This is a genomic window from Brevibacillus laterosporus (assembly GCA_007833815.1).
Classification (GTDB): domain Bacteria; phylum Bacillota; class Bacilli; order Brevibacillales; family Brevibacillaceae; genus Brevibacillus_B; species Brevibacillus_B laterosporus_D.
Genome location: CP033464.1, coordinates 2,895,678 through 2,917,784, shown reverse-complemented (window position 1 = coordinate 2,917,784; position 22,107 = coordinate 2,895,678). Strand labels below are relative to the sequence as shown.

Annotated in this window: 14 protein-coding genes; 2 read left to right on the top strand and 12 right to left on the bottom strand. The window is 40.0% G+C overall.

Annotated features, from left to right (window positions below):
* Positions 1 to 137: 137 nt before the first annotated feature.
* The 8 genes from EEL30_15170 to EEL30_15135 form a co-directional block, all read right to left on the bottom strand.
* Positions 138 to 2,570: a copper-translocating P-type ATPase gene (locus tag EEL30_15170; GenBank protein ID QDX93515.1), complete on the bottom strand. Its 2,433-nt coding sequence runs from the start codon at positions 2,568 to 2,570 to the stop codon at positions 138 to 140.
* A 189-nt stretch (positions 2,571 to 2,759) separates the two neighbouring features.
* Positions 2,760 to 2,912: a heavy-metal-associated domain-containing protein gene (locus tag EEL30_15165; protein QDX93514.1), complete on the bottom strand. Its 153-nt coding sequence runs from the start codon at positions 2,910 to 2,912 to the stop codon at positions 2,760 to 2,762.
* 322 nt (positions 2,913 to 3,234) lie between these two features.
* Positions 3,235 to 4,425: a L,D-transpeptidase gene (locus tag EEL30_15160; protein QDX93513.1), complete on the bottom strand. Its 1,191-nt coding sequence runs from the start codon at positions 4,423 to 4,425 to the stop codon at positions 3,235 to 3,237.
* A gap of 144 nt (positions 4,426 to 4,569) precedes the next feature.
* Positions 4,570 to 5,595 (bottom strand): AI-2E family transporter, encoded by a 1,026-nt coding sequence (locus EEL30_15155; GenBank protein ID QDX93512.1) that lies wholly within the window; start codon positions 5,593 to 5,595, stop codon positions 4,570 to 4,572.
* 154 nt (positions 5,596 to 5,749) lie between these two features.
* Positions 5,750 to 6,466 (bottom strand): ATP-binding cassette domain-containing protein, encoded by a 717-nt coding sequence (locus EEL30_15150; protein QDX93511.1) that lies wholly within the window; start codon positions 6,464 to 6,466, stop codon positions 5,750 to 5,752.
* Between the two features lie 400 nt (positions 6,467 to 6,866).
* Entirely contained in the window at positions 6,867 to 7,766 is a 900-nt protein-coding gene (locus EEL30_15145; GenBank protein ID QDX93510.1) for a hypothetical protein, read from the bottom strand.
* A 52-nt stretch (positions 7,767 to 7,818) separates the two neighbouring features.
* Positions 7,819 to 8,373 (bottom strand): DUF1700 domain-containing protein, encoded by a 555-nt coding sequence (locus EEL30_15140; GenBank protein ID QDX93509.1) that lies wholly within the window; start codon positions 8,371 to 8,373, stop codon positions 7,819 to 7,821.
* Positions 8,366 to 8,689 (bottom strand): PadR family transcriptional regulator, encoded by a 324-nt coding sequence (locus tag EEL30_15135; GenBank protein ID QDX93508.1) that lies wholly within the window; start codon positions 8,687 to 8,689, stop codon positions 8,366 to 8,368. The genes EEL30_15140 and EEL30_15135 overlap by 8 nt, the downstream gene beginning before the upstream one ends.
* A gap of 478 nt (positions 8,690 to 9,167) precedes the next feature.
* Between EEL30_15135 and EEL30_15130 the strand changes: the two genes are divergently transcribed.
* Both EEL30_15130 and EEL30_15125 read left to right on the top strand, forming a co-directional pair.
* On the top strand, positions 9,168 to 11,219 hold the full coding sequence (locus EEL30_15130) for a DUF2808 domain-containing protein (protein ID QDX93507.1): 2,052 nt from the start codon (positions 9,168 to 9,170) through the stop codon (positions 11,217 to 11,219).
* Positions 11,220 to 11,566: 347 nt separating this feature from the next.
* Positions 11,567 to 12,724: a rod shape-determining protein RodA gene (locus tag EEL30_15125; protein ID QDX93506.1), complete on the top strand. Its 1,158-nt coding sequence runs from the start codon at positions 11,567 to 11,569 to the stop codon at positions 12,722 to 12,724.
* 157 nt (positions 12,725 to 12,881) lie between these two features.
* Here the strand turns inward: EEL30_15125 and EEL30_15120 are convergent, their stop codons facing one another.
* The 4 genes from EEL30_15120 to EEL30_15105 are packed head-to-tail and all read right to left on the bottom strand — an operon-like array spanning position 12,882 to position 21,972.
* Positions 12,882 to 18,668 carry an amino acid adenylation domain-containing protein gene (locus tag EEL30_15120; protein QDX93505.1) on the bottom strand — a complete coding sequence of 1,929 codons (5,787 nt, stop codon included), beginning with the start codon at positions 18,666 to 18,668 and terminating at the stop codon, positions 12,882 to 12,884.
* Between the two features lie 14 nt (positions 18,669 to 18,682).
* Complete coding sequence (locus EEL30_15115; protein ID QDX93504.1) at positions 18,683 to 19,816, bottom strand: GNAT family N-acetyltransferase; 1,134 nt, start codon at positions 19,814 to 19,816, stop codon at positions 18,683 to 18,685.
* Between the two features lie 48 nt (positions 19,817 to 19,864).
* Entirely contained in the window at positions 19,865 to 20,878 is a 1,014-nt protein-coding gene (locus tag EEL30_15110) for a hypothetical protein (GenBank protein ID QDX93503.1), read from the bottom strand.
* 59 nt (positions 20,879 to 20,937) lie between these two features.
* The gene (locus EEL30_15105) at positions 20,938 to 21,972 is read right to left on the bottom strand and encodes an LLM class flavin-dependent oxidoreductase (GenBank protein ID QDX93502.1); all 1,035 of its coding nucleotides are present in this window, start codon (positions 21,970 to 21,972) and stop codon (positions 20,938 to 20,940) included.
* Positions 21,973 to 22,107 lie beyond the last annotated feature (135 nt).

Sequence of the window (22,107 nt, the reverse complement as noted above, 5' to 3'; positions counted from 1 at the left end):
CCGATAATAAATGATCCTTTATTTGCTGATATCGTCTATGTAAAAAATTGTTATTTTTTTGATCAATAGAAAAAGACGCCTAATATCTTATCTAGACGCCTTTCTAATTTCGTTCTTGATCTATCCTTTTTCTCCTTTTACAGTTTAACTCGTTGCAATCGCAATGCATTTAACACAACAGACACAGAACTTAGCGCCATCGCTGCACCTGCTAGCCAAGGAGCTAGTAAGCCAATAGCCGCAATCGGAATTCCTAAACAATTGTAGGCAAGCGCCCAGAACAAATTTTGTTTAATGTTTGTCATCGTTTTCTTGCTCATCGCGAACGCATCCACGATACTATTTAAATCACCACGCATCAAAGTAATATCGGCTGCCTCCATTGCAATATCCGTTCCTGTTCCCATAGCGATACCAATATCTGCTGTGGCTAGAGCTGGAGCGTCATTGATCCCATCTCCGACCATTGCTACCTTTTTACCAGCTTGTTGTAAATTGGTTACTTCCGCTGCTTTTCCCTCTGGTAGCACTTCTGCAATCACATGATCGACTCCAACTTGAGCAGCGATCGCTTTTGCGGTTCGTTCATTATCGCCTGTCACCATATAGACGCTCAGACCCATTTCTTTTAAGCGAGCAATCGCTTCCCGAGACGTTTCTTTTACCGTATCCGCTACTGCAACCACACCGGCATATTGCTGATCAATCGCGGCGAGCATCGCTGTTTTACCTTCCTGCTCCCATTTCTCCATAATAGGTAATGCTTGGTCGATCTCCACCCCATATTTTTTCATTAGCTTACGTGTTCCCACTAATAGTTCCTTACCTTCAAGTATGGCACGCACTCCATATCCCGGAATTGCTTCAAATTCGGTTAGAGTTTGCAGTACAATACCTTGCTCCATAGCCCCAGCAACGATTGCTTCCGCTAAAGGATGCTCAGAATTTTTCTCCGCACTGGCAATGTATTGGAGGAATTGCTGTTTCTCCATACTATCTACTGATATCACATCCGTTAATTCAGGCTTGCCTTTTGTAATCGTTCCTGTTTTATCAAGAAGCACTGTATCAATTTTATGTGTCGTTTCCAAATGTTCGCCACCTTTAAACAGGACACCCACTTCTGCTGCCCGACCAGAGCCTGCCATGATTGAGGTTGGAGTTGCTAGACCAAGTGCGCACGGGCAAGCAATGACCAGCACCGCAATTAAGATTTCCAGAGCATTAGTGAAATCGCCTGGTGAAATGAAGAAGTACCAAATCAAAAAAGAAACGATAGCAAGTGATACCACAATCGGTACAAAAACACCTGAAATCTTATCGGCTACACGTTGAATCGGTGCTTTTGAGCCTTGTGCTTCTTCCACAACCTTAATAATTTGAGCCAAAGCTGTTTCCTTGCCTACCTTAGTTGCTTTTACTTGTAAGATACCATTTTTGTTAATCGTGGCCCCTATTACATGATCGCCGGGCTGTTTCTCCACAGGGATGCTTTCACCCGTTATCATTGATTCATCTATCGTAGATTTTCCCTCAACAATCTCTCCGTCTACTGGAATTTTTTCACCTGGCTTTACGAGGAATACATCGTCAACATGTACGTCCTCCACAGCAATGACCAGCTCTTCACCATTGCGAATAACCGTCGCTGTTTTAGCTTGAAGCCCCATTAACGTTTTAATTGCTTCTGATGTCCGTCCCTTTGCCAACGCTTCAAACAGTTTCCCTAATAAAATCAATGTAATGAGAACCGCACTTGTTTCATAGTAAAGATGAACCTCATGATGCATAGTTCCCATGCTTTTTATCGTTTCATAGAAGCTGTAAAAGTAAGCAGCCGATGTTCCCAGTGCTACTAATACATCCATGTTAGCTGAGCCGTTGCGAAGCGCTTTGTAAGCACCTTGGTAAAATTGCCATCCGATAATGAACTGAACCGGTGTAGCCAGAAGGAATTGAAACCATGGATTCATCAATAGATCAGGAGTCCAGATAAACGATGTGAACGAAAAGTGTTTCACCATAGTCCATAACAAAGGTAGGGATAGGATCGCAGAGATGATCAATTTACGCTTTTGCCTTGCAATCTCTTTTTTACGATAATCAGATTCAGATGCTTGTTCATCCTGCTTCAAGCTTGCTCCATATCCCAAATTCTCTACCTTTTTTATCAAATCGACAGTGGCTGTCTCTGATGGCTGATACACCACAGTTGCACGTTCCATCGTTAGGTTAACATTGGCTTTTATGACGCCAGGAGTTTTTTTTAGACCTTTTTCAATGCGAATTGCACACGCGGCACATGTCATTCCAGTGATAAGAAGCTCTGCCTTTTCTTTAACAGTGCCATATCCAAGCGATTCAATACGCTGTTCTAAATCAACGACACTTACCTTTTTCGGGTCAAAAGTAACAGTAGCTCGCTCTAAACTCAGATTAACGGTAGCCTCTTGAACTCCTTCTGTCTTATGTAACCCTTTTTCTATTCGTCGGGCACATGCGGCACATGTCATCCCCGTAATTTGCATCGTTGTTTTTTGTTGCTTAGTGGTTGCTACACTCTCTGCCATGTTACTACCTCCCTTATATATACTATACCCTATATGGGTATATTTTATTTCTTACAAAAAGTCTCCTCCTGTGAAGGCAAGAGACCTAGACATAAACTGGATCATTTGCATTTATTTGAATCTTTCCTATCATACAATAAATATTCACTGTATTGCTATAGCTCTTTTGAGGGACAGATTTACATTGCCCTACACTACCTTATATCCCAGTTTCTCCACTGTTTCTTTCAGGAAGCCTGCTTCTATAATATTTGGATCGTACTCGATTTCTACCTGTTTTTCAGCAAACTCTACCTGAACATGTTCCACTCCGATTGTGTTAAGTATACTATACCCCCCTATCCTATGTAAAGTACTAAGAAAGAAAGGGCCTACATTCCACTTACAAGCCCTTTCTCTCTCATAAATTAATCTTTATTACATGGAACCACTGTTTTACTCCATGTAGATAAATGGAGCTTCTGCATAGTAACTAAACAATATCCCATTCGTTATTCCAATCAATAATCCAAAGAAGTATCTTCCTTTTGTCACGAGCAGGCTACTAAACGAACACTGCTTTTGGAAGTCGTAGATAATTTTGTCGTACTAGCTCCAAAAGCATAGGAAAAACCAATCCACAGCTTTGGTCATGCTCCACCATCTTCTTTTGCTTCGGTACTGCTTACCCCCGCCAGTGATAGCTTTTGCTGGACTGCTCATTTGGTCTTACTGGTAGTAGATACGGCTTACCACTACCAGGGATACTCGTAGGTGATGATTTAAGCTTTGTCTTACCAATATGTACTTTCGTTCCCAGTGGAACTAAGCTATAAAGCTCCTCCACATCTCGATTGAAAAGCCGTATACACCCTTTTGACACTGCTTTGCCGATAGAAGATGGATCATTTGTTCCATGGATTGCATAATCAGGGTTGCTTAAGGCGAGTGCACGCGTACCATATACCTTAGTAGCTGATTTGGGTTTATTTACCTTTAACGCAATTGTGAAGTCTCCTTGTGGCGTCTGATTACGTGTTCCAAGCGCCACCGGATAAGAACGTAATAAATGCGGTCCACTAACCACATGCATCCGAAACTCCGGAATGGAAATGTCTAATTCAATTGGTTGAAGACCTTTTGCTAGCGGTTGTAGCCCTCTTGCCATCACTACCTGTTCCATACTTTCCCATGGTCTTTTCGATTCAAAGGCAGCTGGATTATAGATCCATCCTTCATTATTTCCTGCTGGGGGTTCTGGAATTTGGGACAAAAAATTGTTGGGAGCTGCTTGTGTCAATTGCTTGAGTTGCTTTGGAAGCGTCTTTGTTTGCAGATAGTAATGATAAAGTGCCGTCCGTAATGATAACACTCCTAACAATGATTGTTGCTGTTCTCCCACCTTCTTTTTAATAGATGCGATAAGCTGTTGGCTATCACAGGCACACTCGGCATCTGTTAGTGGGAACCATTCCCCCGCGGCATTCGTAATCCCAAGAATCTGCTCTGGAGTGTGAAAAGGTAAAGATTGATACACTGGGAGTTGCTTGTTTTGTGGTACAATCACGACTAAAGGAGATTCCTGCCCCGTCTGCTGCATGTCGGCAAACAAAGGAGCTAGAGATGTTGAAAGTCGAGCTTTTATTTGATCCTCATTCAATTGTCCCTGCAAGTCAGATCCAGCGATAACAACCAAAGGACTTTTTTGTAAAAGAGACGCAATAGAATTAGCCTGCAACGTCTTTCGTTCACTAGTGAATGAGAGCTTATCAGTGTTAAGATTTCTTTTGACAATCTCGGAACCTCCCAAGAAAAGGGTCGTAACATACATGAACAGAATGACAAGTAAGACTACAATCCTTCGTTCGTTAACCATGTGTGCCTCCTTCCGCTTTTCGGAGCCAGCAATTTAAAATCCTCTTCCTTTATGTAACGACAAATATTGGCACTCTTATGAGTAAAAAAGCCCAACGATTCCTTCCACAAGGGAACACCGTCAGGCTTTCTATCCATTCAAACACTATTTTTCCATAAATTTAACTTCAAGTAAATCAAGCAAGAAAATGAAAATGGGAATCCCCAGAATCAGTCCCCATACCCCAATAAAATGCTCAGATACAATCAAAACAGCAAATGTTACAAAGATCGGTAGTTTGGTTTTGGACGACATCAGCTTTGGATTAAGTACATAAGCTTCAATAGCATGCAACACAGTAATCATGATAAGCACATAGATAATCTTGATAAAACCTCCGATACTAAAAGCGATAGCGCACAGAGGAATTAGCGAAATAATCACACCTGCCACCGGAATCAAGCCAAGGACAAAAATCATAATTCCTAGTGCAAACAGATGTGGGAAATCCATAATCCATAAAGCAATAACCGACATGATGCAGTTTACCAGCGAAATCACAAATTGTACTTCAATCACTTTACCAAAAGACTGCGTAAACTTATTTCCAAAGTAACGAAAATCCTCATAGAAATACGAGAGTTTACTTGTTTTTACTTTAGAAGTTAAAAAGAAAATCTTTTCTTTTTCTAGTAGGAAGAAGAGACTTAAAATCATGGCGATAACAAAATTGATACCCAACTTGCTTGCATTCGAGACCACACCGACCAAAAATTCCATGCCGTTATTCACATAACTGGCCAGATTGATCTTTTGCAACGATTCAACCATGAATTCAAGAATTAAATTATCCACAGGAAAAATCGGTTTTTCATAGAAGGCAATCACTTGTTGTACAAGTGGAGATAATTCAGTAATCACACTTGGCAAAAATCTAAGAATGCCAATGACAATCAGTGAAATAAACACCGCATATTGGAGGATCAGCGTGATCTGCTTAAATACCTTTCGCTCGATGCTTAGTTGACGAACAAGGAAATGATGCAATTCATTCATCAGAAAGGTGATGATGAAAAAAAGCAAAATCATGTTCATCATACTGCGAAACACGTAGACAAACGCAATCAAGATAAACAATACAATAAATTTTTTCATGATTGTACTTTTAAATACTTCTTTTAGAGAGGTCATATAGGGGTTTCTTGCTCCTTTATGTTGGTATATCTTAATACGTTTGATAACGTAATTGGTTTCAATGATCAGTAAGCATATTATCAAAGTAACATGTTAGTGAATCCAAGTCCATTTTTTTCCTCTCTACTCATTAGATTCTTATATGAAATCTTTATTCATCCTCATCACAAAGTAATTCTGCTAGCATCGCCTCCCTGTTTTCCAAAAAACGTCTCGTAATCTGGTAGTGTAACGTCTGCTCATAGCTGGTTATTGCAATAGGAGCTTGGTCAAAATCAAGGATTTGTGCTCCCGGAAATGCTAACAGGATCGGTGAATGTGTGGCAATGATAAACTGCGCTGATTGCTCTAAGTCTTTCATCAGACGTAATAAGGATAGCTGTCGAGCAGGAGACAGTGCCGCTTCTGGCTCATCTAATAAGTAAATCGCTTTATGACCAAACCGATTGCGAAAGAAAGAGAAAAACGATTCACCGTGTGACTGGGCATGTAAGGAACGTCCTCCGTAGTTTTGCATACCAGCTATGCTGTCAACATGGCTAGCGAACTGATAAAAAGTCTCTGCCCTCATAAAAAAGCCATTCGTTATTTTAGGTAGCCAGGACAGTTGAATATACTCCCCTAACGAAGCTTCAGAAGACTCCACTTCATAGTAATTATTTCTGCTCCCACCCGCTGTATGGAATTCGCATTGATAAGCAATGGCTTCTAAAAGAGTCGATTTTCCAGAACCATTCTCGCCGACGAAAAAAGTAATATTTTTATCAAACGACAAACTCTCTAGATTTTGAAAGGCAGAAATGGAAAACGGATATTCATCACGATTGGGGTATTTTTCTGTTAGCAGTCGCACTTGGCGAAGATACACGGTTTACACCTTCCTATTTATTAATGGATAAAGCAAATCCTTTATTGTCTTATAAAGCATCTACCTGTTTAACCTGAACAAATCAACTGCTATGTAAAACTCCTCCTTTTATTATACAACATCGTGATGATCCACCACGTTGCTTTTTTGTACAATCAAACTATTATTACTCTTATATTTTTCAGTGGTGACTAGGTTTGTTTTGAAATATACGCCTTGTAAAAATATAAAATTCAGACAATTAAAAGAGACCTGATCATACCGATTTCTGGACTTCTCTTCCTGATACTAGTAGTACCCATATCATGCTTCTTTTAAAAAAGAGGGGGCGATGGAGGCTTCACTTTATATAGCTATCTTCTAGCATAATCGTGAAGCCTCCATCGCCCCTTTTTTGTTTTTATTCGTTCATAAATGCTATATTACCCGAAGTAGTTTCGACGTGAACCGTATGTTTGATCACTTTTCCACTTGTCGCCTCTACGTTCTTATCCGAGATGCTTTTGAACAAGCCTTCTAGATTGGTCTGAATTTCTCCTGAAGATGTTTTTGCCACAAAACGTGTATCTACAGGTTGCTTGTTCGTCACTACCTTAATGTCTCCACTTGATGCTTCCAGTGTAAGATTGTTCGCTACTTCAGCTGTGTGCAGGTTGATGTTTCCAGAGGTACTATTTGCTTTAATCTCACCTGTTGCCGCTTTTACTTCCACGTCTCCTGAGGAAGATTCAATAGTCGAGTATGACGCTAAGAGTTCTGAAATTTCCACATTTCCCGACGTAACCTGGATGTCATTCTTTTCGCTTTCAAGATGCTGAATCTCTATGTTTCCAGATGTACTGGATGCTACAAATTCTTTGGTCAAAACATCAGTAATCGTGATATTACCTGACGAACTATTCAAATTCATTTTCTCCCACGTTTTTTTTGGAAGCGAGATGCTCAGCCCTCTCTCATTCATACTAAAATTAATGCTAAACCATGAATTTGGGCGCTTTGTCGTGATCAGAAGCTTGTCGTTCTCTTCCCTTATTTGTAATTCTGTATTCTTGTTGGAGCTGGTCCATCCAGACTGTTCATCCAATTGAATTTTTATTTTGTTGTCATTACTTGGGATGATATAGACATCTACGCTAGCACTATCAACAATGACTTGTTTGATTTGCGAATTATCGATTGTCTTATGGGTAGTTGTATTTGCTGTTTTTTGTTCCATAATTCCACCGGTTAAAAACCATCCTACACATCCTATAACCCCAATAATAATAAACAGTACACCAATGATTGCTGATTTTCTCATCCGAACCCTCTCCTATTTATCTTCTTTAACTGATCTATATTAATAAATACCATTAAAAAGCCTTAGACTTTACGATAGTAATATTCATCTTTACATAACGAATAAACAGCTTATACATAAAGGCAGTAGTATAATACATACCATTCATCAGCAGTATTCCAACACCACATAAGATGATGGCTACAAATAATTGCAACCATTGAGATGAAAGGTCAAACATGATAACAGATAGCACGGCAAGAATTGGTGAAAGAATAAATGCTATGCTAATTCCCCATCCAGCTACTAATAAGCCTACGATAGCAATACTAGGTCCCAATATAAAGATCAGGTTCATAAAGCTTAATCCAATCATAGCTACAAAGACACCGAACAAATTGGTAAGCGTTGGTTGATTTTCTGCCTTTTCCAAATGATAGGTAGCCAACAATTCCTTGGCGATCATTTTTGTTGAACCCAGCTTTTCAATAATTTCTATTTCACTTTTCCCTGCTTCCACCCCAAATTGAAAATGCTCTGTATAATCGTACAAGATATCTTCTCTCTCTTCATCAGAAATGGCGGATAATCGGGTTTTTAATTCATGCAAAAAGGCATCTTTATTCATCCCTCATTTCCTCCTCAATGATAATGTTGACACTAGTAGCAAACATTCTCCACTCCACAACCAGCTGTTGCATATACGTTCGTCCTTGACTGGTGATTTGATAATATTTTCGAGGAGGACCCTCGGAAGACTCCTGCAAGTAAGTTGTAAAATGCCCTTCACTCGTCAGTCTCCTTAACAGGGGATACACAGCTCCCTCCGAAATCTCAAACCTGCTGGATATTTTTTGTACCAGCTCATATCCATAACGATCCTGCTTATCCAACAAAACTAGCACACATAGCTCTAATACGCCTTTTTTAAATTGTACGTTCATCCTTCCACCACCTTGCATAAAACAGTACTATATAAACCGAGGTACTGTTTAACATATAATACGTCATCATATCTATTTATGCAACTTCATTGTACGCTTATCTTCTCGCGTTCGTTTTACTGAATCACTTCTATCTATGTATATCCTGCCTTTTCATGAAAAAAACCGAACAACAGACATGTCACTGTCTATTATTCGGGAAATTGGTACTATCATTCAAACGAAATAACCCTTCTACATTAGCTCCTGTTTGAAACAAGGTGCTTATTAATGAAGAAACACATTTAAGCAAAAAAAACAGCTATTTTTTCTCAATTTTTGTGTAACTTATCTCTTTCTCTAACGTCTCTATTTACGATTACCAAAAATATGCTTTTGGGTTATCAACGACTTCCCTTGTTTTGCTCTGTGTTTTTGGCTTAAAAGGGGGTAGGTTGCTGTCTACAGGCAAAATTTATTGATATTCAGGAGGAAAACAATGAGGAAACAAATGAAGAAAAGCGCATTCTTACTGCTAGCTACCACTCTAGCAATCACACCCCTACTCTCTGTTCCACAAGGTGCTTATGCTGTTTCAGATTTAAGTATCAAAGCCAAGGACAAACAAGCAAGTGAGAAAACTACCTATACAATAGAGTTTGAAGCAGATAAGAAACTATCCTCAGGTAGTAAGATCATCGTAGATTTTGATTCTGATTTTGACTTGGGCAAGGTAGAAACGGATTCCGTTCAAGTAAATGGTAAGGATGTAGAAGAGGTTAAGGTTAAGAGCGGAAAAGTAACTATTGAACTGAAAAAAGGCATCTCTAAAGGCGAGGATGTCGAGATTACTATTAAAGATGTCATTAACCCTGATAAGGCCGACGATTACAAAATCTCTGTCGATGATGGCGAGAGCGAAGATGATGAAAAAATTGAAATCACCAAAGGCTCTTCTAGCAAAAGTGGCAGTGAAAAAAATGCCTTCTCTGTTTCTTTAGGCAGTAGCTATCCGGAAGAAAAAACCTCTATTGAGCTATCCAAAATCAGTTTAGAAGACAAATTGGACGATTCTAAATATATAGAAGTAATTTTCCCTAACTCAAATATGTTACCAAGCAGAATCAGCACAGACGATGTAGAAATAAATGGTAACAGTCCAAAAGATGTAACCATTTCAAATAAAATCGTAAAAATCAAACCAAGCTCCAAAGATAACGATTCAAAAAAACTAGAGATCAAATTTAAAAAAGATGCTGGCATTAAAACCCCATCATCTGGTTCTTCCTATAAGATAGATGTTGAATATAAAAATACAACGTATACATCCAAAGAATTTGAAGTAAAAAAAGGCTCCTCTTCTGTTGACAGCGACTATAGCGTTTCGCTATCAGACAGCTCGGTTGGTGCACGTACAAGCGTCTCCCTGGAAGTGAAATTAAAGGATGAGCTAAGATACGGAAATGATATTTATATCGAATTCCCGTCTCAAGACATGCTACCTGGGTATATTTCCAACACATCGGCAACAATTAACGGTACACCTGTTAGCAGAGCAAGTGTGTCTGGCCGTACCATTGTCCTGAACACGCCAAGTAATTTCTCTAGCTCGGATAAAGCACGCATTGAGTTAAAAATGGAAGCCTTTATTAAGAACCCATCAACATCAGGAAGCTATGAATTGGCTGTGAAGCATAAAGATACAACCTATCGTTCAAAATCTTTTAGCGTTTCAGGTTCTTCAGTGACGCCAACAAATCCGACAAATCCAACTACTCCTACCCCAACTCCAGTGCCTGTTAATAACAGCGCGGCTACGGTAAGCTTGAGTAAACCTAATCCAAACGCGATTTCAGGAATGACAGTTGGAATTAAAGCATTGGGAGTCGGACTCAGCACAGCTGACTATATTGAAGTAGTGATGCCAACTTCTTTCCGCGTCCCTACTACAATTCCAACTAATGCTATTACTATCAATGGTTCGTACCCTAGCTTTGTAGGTACTCGTGGTCAGAATCTTGTTATTTATCCATCACTTAATCTTCCTGCTGGTCAAGCAGTAAGTGTAACGATCAATGAAAATGCTAAGCTTCAAACGCCATCGGCTTCTAATATTTACAATATTGGTGTCTATACTTCAGAAGAACGTAACCCTCTGTTCATTCGCCAAGTAATGGTTGGTGCACAAAATGGGATCAGCTTTAAAGTAGGCACCGCTTCCTATAAAGCACAGGGCAAAACCTTCCCGTTGGCTGCTGCACCATTAACAGTGAATGGAAACACGATGGTACCTGCTACTTTCGTTCGTGATGGTTTGAAAGTAAACACATCCTATACAAAAACTAGTGCTACCGTGAAAAGTGGCAACACAACCATGGTTTTTAAAGTTGGATCAAAAAACGTTACTATCAATGGTAAGAATATCACCCTGACAGATGCCGTTCAACTAAAAAACAATATTCCAATGCTACCAATCCGTACCATTACAGACAATTTACGTTTTAATATGGCTTGGGATGAAGCATCCTCAAGCGTTGTTATTTTTAAATAAGAAAAAGGCACTTGCGAATATATAATTTGCAAGTGCCTTTCTCTATGAATAAAGCTAGTTAAAACTAAAGAGATACCTTTTCACGTTTTTTAAGCTAGTACCGATACAAATTTTATTTTTTTCATTACATGTATATACTTTCTTTATTAAAAATGAGAAAATAATCGAATATAAAATAACATTATTCGTTTTTTACAAGAACAGGATACAATATAATTATTTTTAATGAATATAGCTTGATTCTGTTACCTCAGGCCTACATCATTCGTATTATAATATGAGCCTATGCATAACACATAGTAGATTAACCAAAGGCTTATACTTCTTTGAAAATAGAGGACTTTTATATGAACATGATCATCAAACATCTCAAAAAATTAGACTGGATCATAATGCTAATTCTGGCTGTTTTTTTCACAACTAGCCTCATATTTATTTATAGTAGTCAACAATCAGGCCAATACGGGCTAACAAACTTTGTAGGAAAACAAACCGTTTACTATGTTATCGGTTTTGCTCTCATGTTCTACATGTCTGTTTTAGACACTGAACAAATTAAGAAATTTTCTTGGGTTTTCTATGGTTTTTGCCTTCTAAGTATTATAGCTCTTAAATTTGCTCCCGAAAAAATTGCACCGTTTATTAATGGGGCCAAGCGATGGTTTACACTACCAGGGATAGGTTCCATTCAACCATCAGAATTTTTAAAGGTTGCTATTATTCTTTTAGCTAGTTATCTAGTAGTGGAACATCAAAACAAGCACACCTTTAAAAGCATCGGAAGCGATCTATTATTAATCGGAAAATTGCTTGGAATAACTCTTGTCCCTTCCCTTTTAGTATACACCCAGCCGGATACCGGAATGGTTATTTTATATTTTATTGCTATAGTAGCAATTATTTTTCTAGCTAATTTACAAACAAAATTAATTTTAGCTCTTTCTTTGATTCCTGCTATCTTTGTATCCTTTTTGTTGTATCTATACTTTCAGCTCCCTGAGGTTTTCAAAAATTATGTCCTCTCCCTTTTTAGTGGTCATAGGCAACAAAGAATCTTGGGTTGGCTTGACCCTAGCACCTTTAAAGATGAAGGCTATCAATCCATGCAGAGTCTTTTAGCTATTGGTTCTGGAGGATTGGAAGGAAAAGGAATTGGAAAAGGAAATGTTTATATACCTGAAAAGCATTCGGATTTTATTTTTGCTACCATTGCAGAAGAAGGGGGATATGTAATAGCGGTATTGATTGTTTCCCTCTTTTTTATTCTGATGTATCGAGTGATTAAAATTGGAAATGAATCAAATGATGCTTTTTGTGCTTGCGTCTGCTCAGGAATTGTAGCTGTTTTCACCTTTCAAACCTTTCAAAACATCGGGATGACAATTGGATTAATGCCAGTAAAAGGAATCGCCTTGCCGTTTCTATCTTATGGAGGTAGTTCTTTGCTCTCTAATATGTTACTGATTGGTATTGTTTTAAGTATACGTAAAAAGTATAGGAGATAGATGTATCAAGCATGTATCATTTTAAAAAACAGTTATCGTAGATGCCGCTTTTTGAATAGCTAGGCTAGCAAACATATTATGGAAAAGGGGTACAAACAGTCATTACCTGTTTGTACCCCTTTTTAAATGTGCAGTCGATTCTCTGCTCCATCGATATTTATTTCTCTTTTTGCCCTATAAAGGCTGCTAACGCTTTAATGGTTCGATGTTCATAGACAACGAGATCATCAGAGATTAAGCCCTCTTGTTCCATCTCCAAGTCAAGAGTAACAGCAAGCAGTGAATTTCCCCCAAGCTCAAAGAAATCCTCGTTACTACCAACTTGTTCAATTTCAAGTACACGTTTCCAAATGTCCATGAGTTGTATTTCTAATTCCGTGTTTGGTTCCTCCACCTCTCGTTTTTTTGGAGCTGGGATTAGAATCTCATCTTGAAGTGCGCGACGGTTTACTTTTCCACTAGCCGTTAACGGTAGCTTATCCAGTGTCATGAAATGGGCTGGAATCATAAAAGCAGGAAGCTGTTTACCGAGATATTGCTTTACCTCACTAATGTTGATTGAGTTTTGGGAAACGATGTATGCTACTAGCTGTTTATTACTGAGTGAATCATCTTTATCGACTACCACAGCATCAACGATACCTTCATAAGAGCGAAGTCTCGTTTCGATTTCTTCCATTTCGATACGATAGCCTCGGATTTTCACCTGATGATCGATGCGTCCCAAAAATTCTATGTTTCCATCAGGGAGCCATCTGGCCAAGTCCCCTGTTCTGTACATCTTCTCACTAGGTGCAAACGGGTTAGACACGAATTTCTCTTCATTCAATTCAGGCTTATTCAAATAGCCTCTCGCTACACCTGCTCCAGCAATAAACAATTCCCCTACTACCCCGATTGGCTCCAATTGAATATACTCGTCCATCACATAGACCTGCACGTTTTGAATGGGTTTACCAATTGGCAATGTGCTGTACTCCCCTGCTTTTTTCAGAGGAAAACTGGTCGCGATGACGGTTCCCTCTGTCGGACCATAGAGATTATCCAGCGTAACGTTCTTCGTAAGGGAGTAGAATTTCTCTACAATGTCGTGTGAGATCGCTTCACCCGCTACCAGTACGTATTTCAACTTGTTGAGAACCGCAGCTGACTCCTCGTGAATTGAGTTGAGGAACACTTTAAACATGGACGGAACAAAGTTGACAAGTGCCACATTATGAGACTCAAGGACACGTAAAATTCTCTTAGGATTGCGGTGTCCGCTCGGTTCAAGAATCACCAGCGATCCACCGGAAATGAACCATCCGAACAGTTCAAGCACCGACACGTCAAAGGTATACGGCGTCTTTAGAAGGTAGGCATCGTCTGCTGTCATAGGATAATCTTTCTGCATCGCAAATAGGTAGTTGACGATACTGCCATGTTCTATCATGACTCCTTTTGGTCTGCCGGTAGAACCAGATGTGTATAGGATGTAGGCAAGGCTGTCCACCGTAGATATCAGTTCCAGATTTGCCGTGTCTCCCTCATAGAGAGCAGTGTTTTTGAGATCAAGAATTGGCCCCAAAAAAGTAATGCTATCGAGATGTTTTGTTTCTGTAAATAGAACCTGCGCTTTGCTATCCTCGAGAATGTATTGTGCATGTTCGGCCGGATAGTCAGGATCGATTGCTACATAAGCAGCACCTGCTTTCATCACTGCCAGAATACCTAGAATCATCTCTACGGAACGGTCAAAACGTAAACCAACCACATCTTCTTTTCCAATCCCCATCTCACGCAATTTTCTCGCTAATTGATTCGCTCGTTCGTTAACAAACTCATACGTATATGTTTGATCCTCAAAGATGAGAGCGTTTTGATTCGGCTTGCGTGTCACTTGCTCCTCGAATAGCTGGTGTACCTGTTTATCTTTTGGATACGCTTCTTTGGTATTGTTGAATTGATAAAGAATTGTCTCTTTCTCAATGTGTGTGAGCAACTCTATTTCAGAAATGTTAATGCTAGGATTCCTAAGCATTTGCTCCATGATCGCAAAGAAGTGGTTGATCATTCTCTCAATGGTATCCTGCTTGAACAATTTTGTGACGTATTCTACGTGAAGCAGAAGCCCATCCTTTTCTTCAAAAATCTCAAACGTAATGTCAAATTTGGATGTCTTATGTTTATATCCATAGGGAGTAAATGTAAGTGTGTTTACTTCTGTACTATAAGACGGGATATTTTGCATAATAAGCATCGTATCAAATAGAGGATTGCGACTGTTATCACGTTCCAACTGAAGCTTGTTGACTAGCTCTTCAAATGGATATTCTTGATTTTCGTATGCTTGTAGGGCGTTTTCCTTCACTTCTTGCAGGAGGTGACTAAACGATTTATCTTGGGCTAGATTGTTTTTCATCGCCAATGTATTGACAAACATTCCGACCACTTTTTCCGTATCTGCGTGTACGCGACCAGCGATAGGCGAACCTACAATGATCTCTGTTTGTCTCGTATATTTGTGAAGAAGAACATTGTAAGCGGCTAGTAAGACAATATACAAGGTAGTTCCCGTCGATTTAGCAAAACCACTCAACTGCTTCGCGAGTGAGTCTGGAATACGCTGAATAACACGGTTACCGATGAAGCTTTGTTTTGCTGATCTAGGGAAGTCAGTAGGCAGTTGCAGAATCGGAATTTCTCCTTCAAAAGTCTTTAACCAGAAGGCTTTTTGATGCTTCATCTCATCACTTTCCATGCGCTTACGCTGCCATGCCGCGTAATCCTTATATTGAATTGATAAGGGTGAAAGCTGCTCTTGGGCGTAGAGACGGATGAAATCCTGTTGCAAAATCATCATCGAAACTCCATCGGAAATGACATGGTGCATATCGAAGAGCAACAAATGGCGGTATTCGTTGAGTTTTACCAACCCGACACGAAGTAAAGGAGCCTCTCGCAAATCAAATGGCTGTATGAACTCGTCAATGATCGCTTCGACTTGCTCCTCAGTAGTTTCATGGAACCAGATGTCGATAGTGGCATGATCTTGCACTTTTTGCACTGGTACTCCATCTAGGAAAATAAACGAGGTTCGCAGGCTTTCATGACGTTGCACCAACTCTAGAATGGCTTGTTCGAATCGTTTTCGTTCAAGCTCTCCTTCAACGAGAAGCGCTCCCGGAATATTGTAGCTAGTCCCTACTCCATCAAATTTATTCATGACAAAAAGACGCTGTTGTGCAGATGAAACCGGATAGTAATCCCGTTTTTTTGCAAGATCAATTGCCTGATACTGCTTTTTCTCTCCCTGTTCAATATAAATGGCAAGCTCCTCAATCGTCGGATGCTGGAAGATCACCTGTAAGGGGACTTCAACATGGAAAATCTTCATGATGCGCGAAACAAGCGTCGTCGTATTCAACGAATGGCCACCCAGCTCAAAAAAATTCTCATGAACACCAATCCGTTCTTTTGAGAGTATGTTCTGCCAGATTTCCACAAGTTTCGCTTCCGTTTCATTGCGCGCAGAGACATACTGTACGTTGGACATATGTTCAAATACTTCCTCAGGATGAGGGAGCATTTTCTTATTTAGTTTTCCGTTTGAGGTAATAGGCAGCTTGTCCATTTGCATTATGTAGGTAGGTACCATGTAGATAGGTAATTCTTTGGAGAGAAACTCGCGCACATCTCTTGCAACTACTGCATCGTCTGCCACGACATAAGCACACAGATAGGTTTCTTGAGAAGTTCCGTTTTCCAATGTGTTCACAACTGCTTCTCTAATCCCTGGATAAGTAAGAAGCCTGCTTTCAATTTCGCCCATTTCGATGCGAATGCCACGTATTTTTACTTGCTCGTCCAATCGACCCAAATATTCGATATTTCCATCAGGAAGCCATCTTGCCAAATCACCAGTTCTGTACATCCGTTTACCAGATTGGGGCAATAGGTTAACAAATGGATTTTGTGTAAACTTCATTTCGGTTAACTCAGGACGATGCAAATAGCCTCTAGCCAACCCCTCACCTGCGATGCATAGCTCACCAGGGATTCCAATCGGTTGAAGCTGATCGCTCGCGTTTACGATAAATACCTGTTGATTAGCCAGTGGCCGCCCAATGGAAATATTGCTCACTTGATCAATTTCTTCCGATATTACATGGTAGCATGTGGAGTCCACGCAAGTTTCCGTCGGACCATAAGCATTGATTATTTTGGGTTGGTCATTTGGGAAATGACGAATAAAATTCGCTACCACTTGTGGCGTAAGCGCTTCGCCAGCAATGAGAAAGTGCTTGAGAGGTAAATCAGCCGTTTTATTGTGTAAGCACTCCCCCAAAATGCGTAGATGTGTCGGCGTACCGTCTGAGAGTTCCACTTGGTGCTTACGGTAGAAAGCAATCAATTTATCTCCCTCAACACGTGCATCTTCTGGGACGATATACAGGCTATGACCGTTTAACAGAGCACCAAACATATTTTGGATTGACCCATCAAACTCAAGCGGCGACACCATAGCTACTCGCAAAGGATTTGGATATGTGCCATATAATTCCCGATTAAGTCCCCAAATAAGGTTAACAACGCTTCGTTGCTCGATCATCGTACCTTTCGGCTTACCTGTTGAACCAGATGTGAAGATAATGTAAGCAAGATTGGACGGATTTGCCCTGCAAAATCCTTTTGCATCACTCGTTTTATATGAGAGAAGTTCATTGACACTTAACACTTCCAAGCCTGAAAGTTCTACCATAAAAGAATTGGCAGAAACGAACTCCTCATTGGTGATTAGAAGAGGACTTTGAGTGTCATCCAGCATGGATAGAATGCGATTTTGTGGCAGAAACGGATTGATCGGCAAATATGCGCCTCCAGCTTGCAAAATAGCTAGAATCGCAACTACTACGTCTATGTTACGCTTCAGCATCACACCTACTATTTTTTCTGAATGGATGCCTTTTTCCTGTAACAAGTGCGCCGCTTGAGTTGCCCTTTCTTTCAGCTCAGCATAGGTTAGCTGACGGTTGTCATCAGCCAAAGCGATTGCGTTCGGAGTTTTTTCAGCTTGCAATGCAAAAAGGTCATATAAATTTTTCTCCATGGGGAATTCAATATGCGTATTGTTAAAATCACAGATTTGAAGCTTCTCATCCTCCGAAAGCATGTCTATTTCAGACAATGGCGCATCAAGATTATCGAGGACATATTGCAGTAGCCCCCTGTAGTGGGTAGCTATTCTTTCAACACTAGCCCTGTGGTATCGGTCAGTCGAGAATGTAATCTCAAGCTCTAGGCTGTCATTTGTTTTTAAGAATGAGAACAGGACTTCTGGTTGGTTTGAAACTAAATAGCTTTGATCGTGAATGTTCTCAAGTAGGGTGCCAACATGGTAGAGAGCTGATTTATCTGACATGGAATACCCCATAATCTGCTCATATAAAGATAAAATGGGGAAATTTTGATTCTGAGTGGCTTCATTTAACATTTCTTTAGTCATTAACAACAATTCTTTATATGTCATGGTATCTCTCAATTGATTGCGCAGAACAAGAACCGTATTGATAAAATTTGCTTCCGTCTCCTGCTTTAACACAGGGGAGACTACAGTGATGTCCGTATGGCCCGTATATTTGTATAAAAGAACGTTCAAAACAGATGTCAATATCATGTGTAGACGTATGTCAGAACCGTTGGACAGCTTCGTTAATTGGTTAAAAGAAAATCCATCGACGACACATTTTACATAATCTCTTTGTCCACTATGGTTCTCTTGATTTTTTTGATCGTAGGGAAAGTGACACTCTGTTACCTCTCCCGACAACTTCATCTGCCAATACTCTCTTTCTTTGGTCTTCTGATTCGCAACTATTACCCTATCTTCTGACACGTTTATGTTACCCATTGATTGCATCTCCCCCGATAAGAAGTTCTCCTTCTCCTGCGTAGCATGCCACATGTGTTATGTCCATTTTATTTACCTTCAGACGAAAACAGCCTTTTATTGAGAATCTCCCATTCTTTTGATCCATGCAAAGTTTTCAAATCATTTTCAAAACGCACATCATCAGTATCTCTCCATCCCTTGTCAACTGCTTGTTCTAGGTAGGCAAGAGCAGTGGCAGTTTCGCCAGCCACAGCAAAGCCACAAGCAACGTGAAAGCAATGCCAGTCTTCTAGTTCACCAAGTCCTTTTGCCCTGTTTACATAGTCTTTAGCGACAAGGATATCGCCAAATTCTTTTAGATGGTAATAGGCACTGCTCACGAAGTTATCGAGATCACGGTAGAAGAAATAATACGCCTTATAATCGCGACGGTTTTCAAAGCCTAATTTATTCGCTAGCTTTATTGACGCATAGCGGAAATTTTCTGTCTTCCAATGGGGAGTCACTCCACGTTGAAGACACTCATCTAACACAGCTCTCGCAGCCAATGTCGCCAATCCCTTATTGCGATGTTGGGAATCGTAGGTGTTAATACCGATCTCTATATTTCCTTCGCTTGCATAAACAGAGAGACAACTGCTAATTACCTTATTTCCCTGCATCGTACAATAGCCAATGCCTTTCTTGAAAAAAACCTCCGGGGAAACCCAGAAATTCTCCAACTCTTCCCGAATCCTGCCCTCTTTGTCGCGATCGATCAATTCTGGGGTAATTTTTTCAACGCAATAACCCGAAGGAACCCGATTATGCCAATTTGTAAGCTCTCGATACTTAGCTTCATTAAAAGTGAAAGCACAACGTCCATATGCTTTAGGCAGATAGTTTATAAGCTTATCCACCACTTTGCTTTCGCACGTATTCGACTGAGGGAACTCCAACTGAAAAGCAATGTCACCAATCTGCAAACTCTCTGGAGCAATCCTTTCGCGGATGAAAAATTCGAGATTCTTATTAAATGATTCGTTCTCTTTGTCTCCACCAAGTAAAAAAATTTCAAACTTTGCCCAGATCAATGCTGTCCTCGGACTTTTTAAGTCATCCACATATACTTTTCCTTGATTATTCCCATTAATGATGCCCCAAATGATGGGATGATTGGTTTGATCATAAAAAATACTCTTAATCCTATCGTATTCTTGAACAGGAAGTTCATAAATCATGTCTAATATTTCCTTTCTTTTGTGAGTTTTCAATATATCCCCTTCTAATTAAGCTCTATTTTGCAACAAGAGTCGATTGAATTCATCAAGCAATTGTGCCGCAAAGCGCTTTTCATCCTGTGACACCTCTATGATTTTGCTGGAAAGCTTCTCTAGTATGGTGTCTGTACATCTTTTTGTGAGATGCATCTTTATGACAATGCCTCGAATAACGTTCCAATTGTTCCCTACCTTTTTCATTTCTTCCACAAAAGGTTGTAAACTCGGATAATAATGCGAAGCGATAAAAGACAAGAGATGTGCGTATTTAAGCCGTCCATTTGCAATATCCGCCAAGTTGTTTATCAACGGAATGTCATCAAAGTTTTTGTCATACCCTTCCGTCTCTCGTTGCAAATCAAAGGTTTTCAGTAAAACGTCAGCAAATTTTTCCATGTCTGAAAACGACTTTCCAAGTTGCATTTCAGTGGAAAGCGTCTCAGCCAACTCTCCGATTACTTGTTCAGGATTGATCTGCTCATCATGCACAAGAGAGAACGTCGTCAAATGTTTGTACCCCTTGATAAAATTTATCCGCGACAACAGCACCTCTCTTTGCATAAAATAAGGGTCTGTACAATAGAGATCGCGTGTTTTGGAATTTATTCCCACAATCATAAATGAATGAATGGTATGTTCCTTCTGATAGTTTTTATCCCAGGGAACCCAAAAGGAATTCATCGTAGCCACAATCGGAAAACCGGAAGTTAGCTCGGTTTGGATTATTTCATACATTTCGTCTTCCATCTGTGTATGGTAGACAGTTCCTTGAATGCCATGATACTGCTGGAGAAGAACCAAAAAGTTATTCGAGGGAATGATTAGCTGATCTCCTAATCGATCAGTTGGATTCTCATTGGGTTCAAAAGTGAATTTCCACGATTCAGCAAACATGCACTCGTGGTTGCGAGTAAGCCATCGAGCAATGGATGTAATTACATCTTCAATGCAATTATTTTCAACATTCTTTAATGGTTCTATATTTATAAGAACATAGGGATTTTCTGTTGATGATTTCAACATAACCAATCTTCCTCCTAAAAATATTGAACATGGCTTTTCTCATTGGGTTATACATGATTTTAATCTATCGTTACTTTTATTCTTTTTAGCTGCGGGATAATGTTTTGTCCAATTCGCTCGATTTCGTTGTCTTGTAACAGACTGGTCAGTAGGAAATATTCTGCGCCAGCATCATGATATTTTTTTAGTGTTTCAATGACCTCTTCATAACTGCCAACGATCGAAATCGAATTCGACGGGTTCACTTGGCTGAGTCCGCCCCAAAGATTTTCGCCTACCATATAGTTGTTTTCAGCGGTCAGGTCTTTATATCTTCCGAGTCCTACAGAATCAGAGGTTTTTAGAAACGCACGTGTTATGCGCTTGGTAATTGGTGATGTATTTTCCAATAGTTCATGCGCCGCATGCCACGCTTCTTCGCTTGTTTCTCTTGCAATGATATCAACAAGGACGCCGAAGGAAATGCTCCTTCCCTTTTCTATCGCCATCTGTTTGACTTTGTTGTAGTGTTTTGTAATCAAATCGAGCTCGCACGCATACAGAATATACGCATCTCCAAAATGAGCGGCTATTTTCATCGCTTCCTCAGAGCTCCCCGCAACGAAATAGCGTCCTTTCTTCTCTACATTCTCCTTGGGGTACATGTCGCAATTGCTTATTTGGAAAAAATCCCCTTTGTAACTGGCGGTTCCCCTTCGAAGTAACTGTATGATCTCCATAAACTCTTTAGTGCGTTGATACCTGGTCAAATGCGGATCGGCAAGAGTTTCACGGGAAAGGGCAATGCTGGAACTGCCTGTAATCACATTGACATCGGCCCGATGGTTGATCATCTGATTGAGAGTATTCAATGCTTTAGCCGTGTAAGTTGGCAAAACATGATTAGTGTTTTGCGCTAACAGTATGCGGATACTGGTTGTTTCCAATCCGATCTTGGTTGATGCAATAAAGGGATCAACTGAAGTTGGAGTGCTAGAAACAAGCACTCCGTCAAAGTTATTTTTTTCAGCACGCAAAGCTTGATCCGTATACGCCCGATACAGCTCTTGGTATTGATCCGTCGGGACAACCGGTAATGCCCAACAAAATTCCATAATATGTTCCCTCCTGCTTCCCTTCATCACTGGGCGGACATAGCCGGATGGTGCAGGAAGCACCATCCTCCCAGGCTTGTCCTACATGTTTTTACTTTCTTTATTTGCAATCGGTTCACTCATTGTTCAATAAGA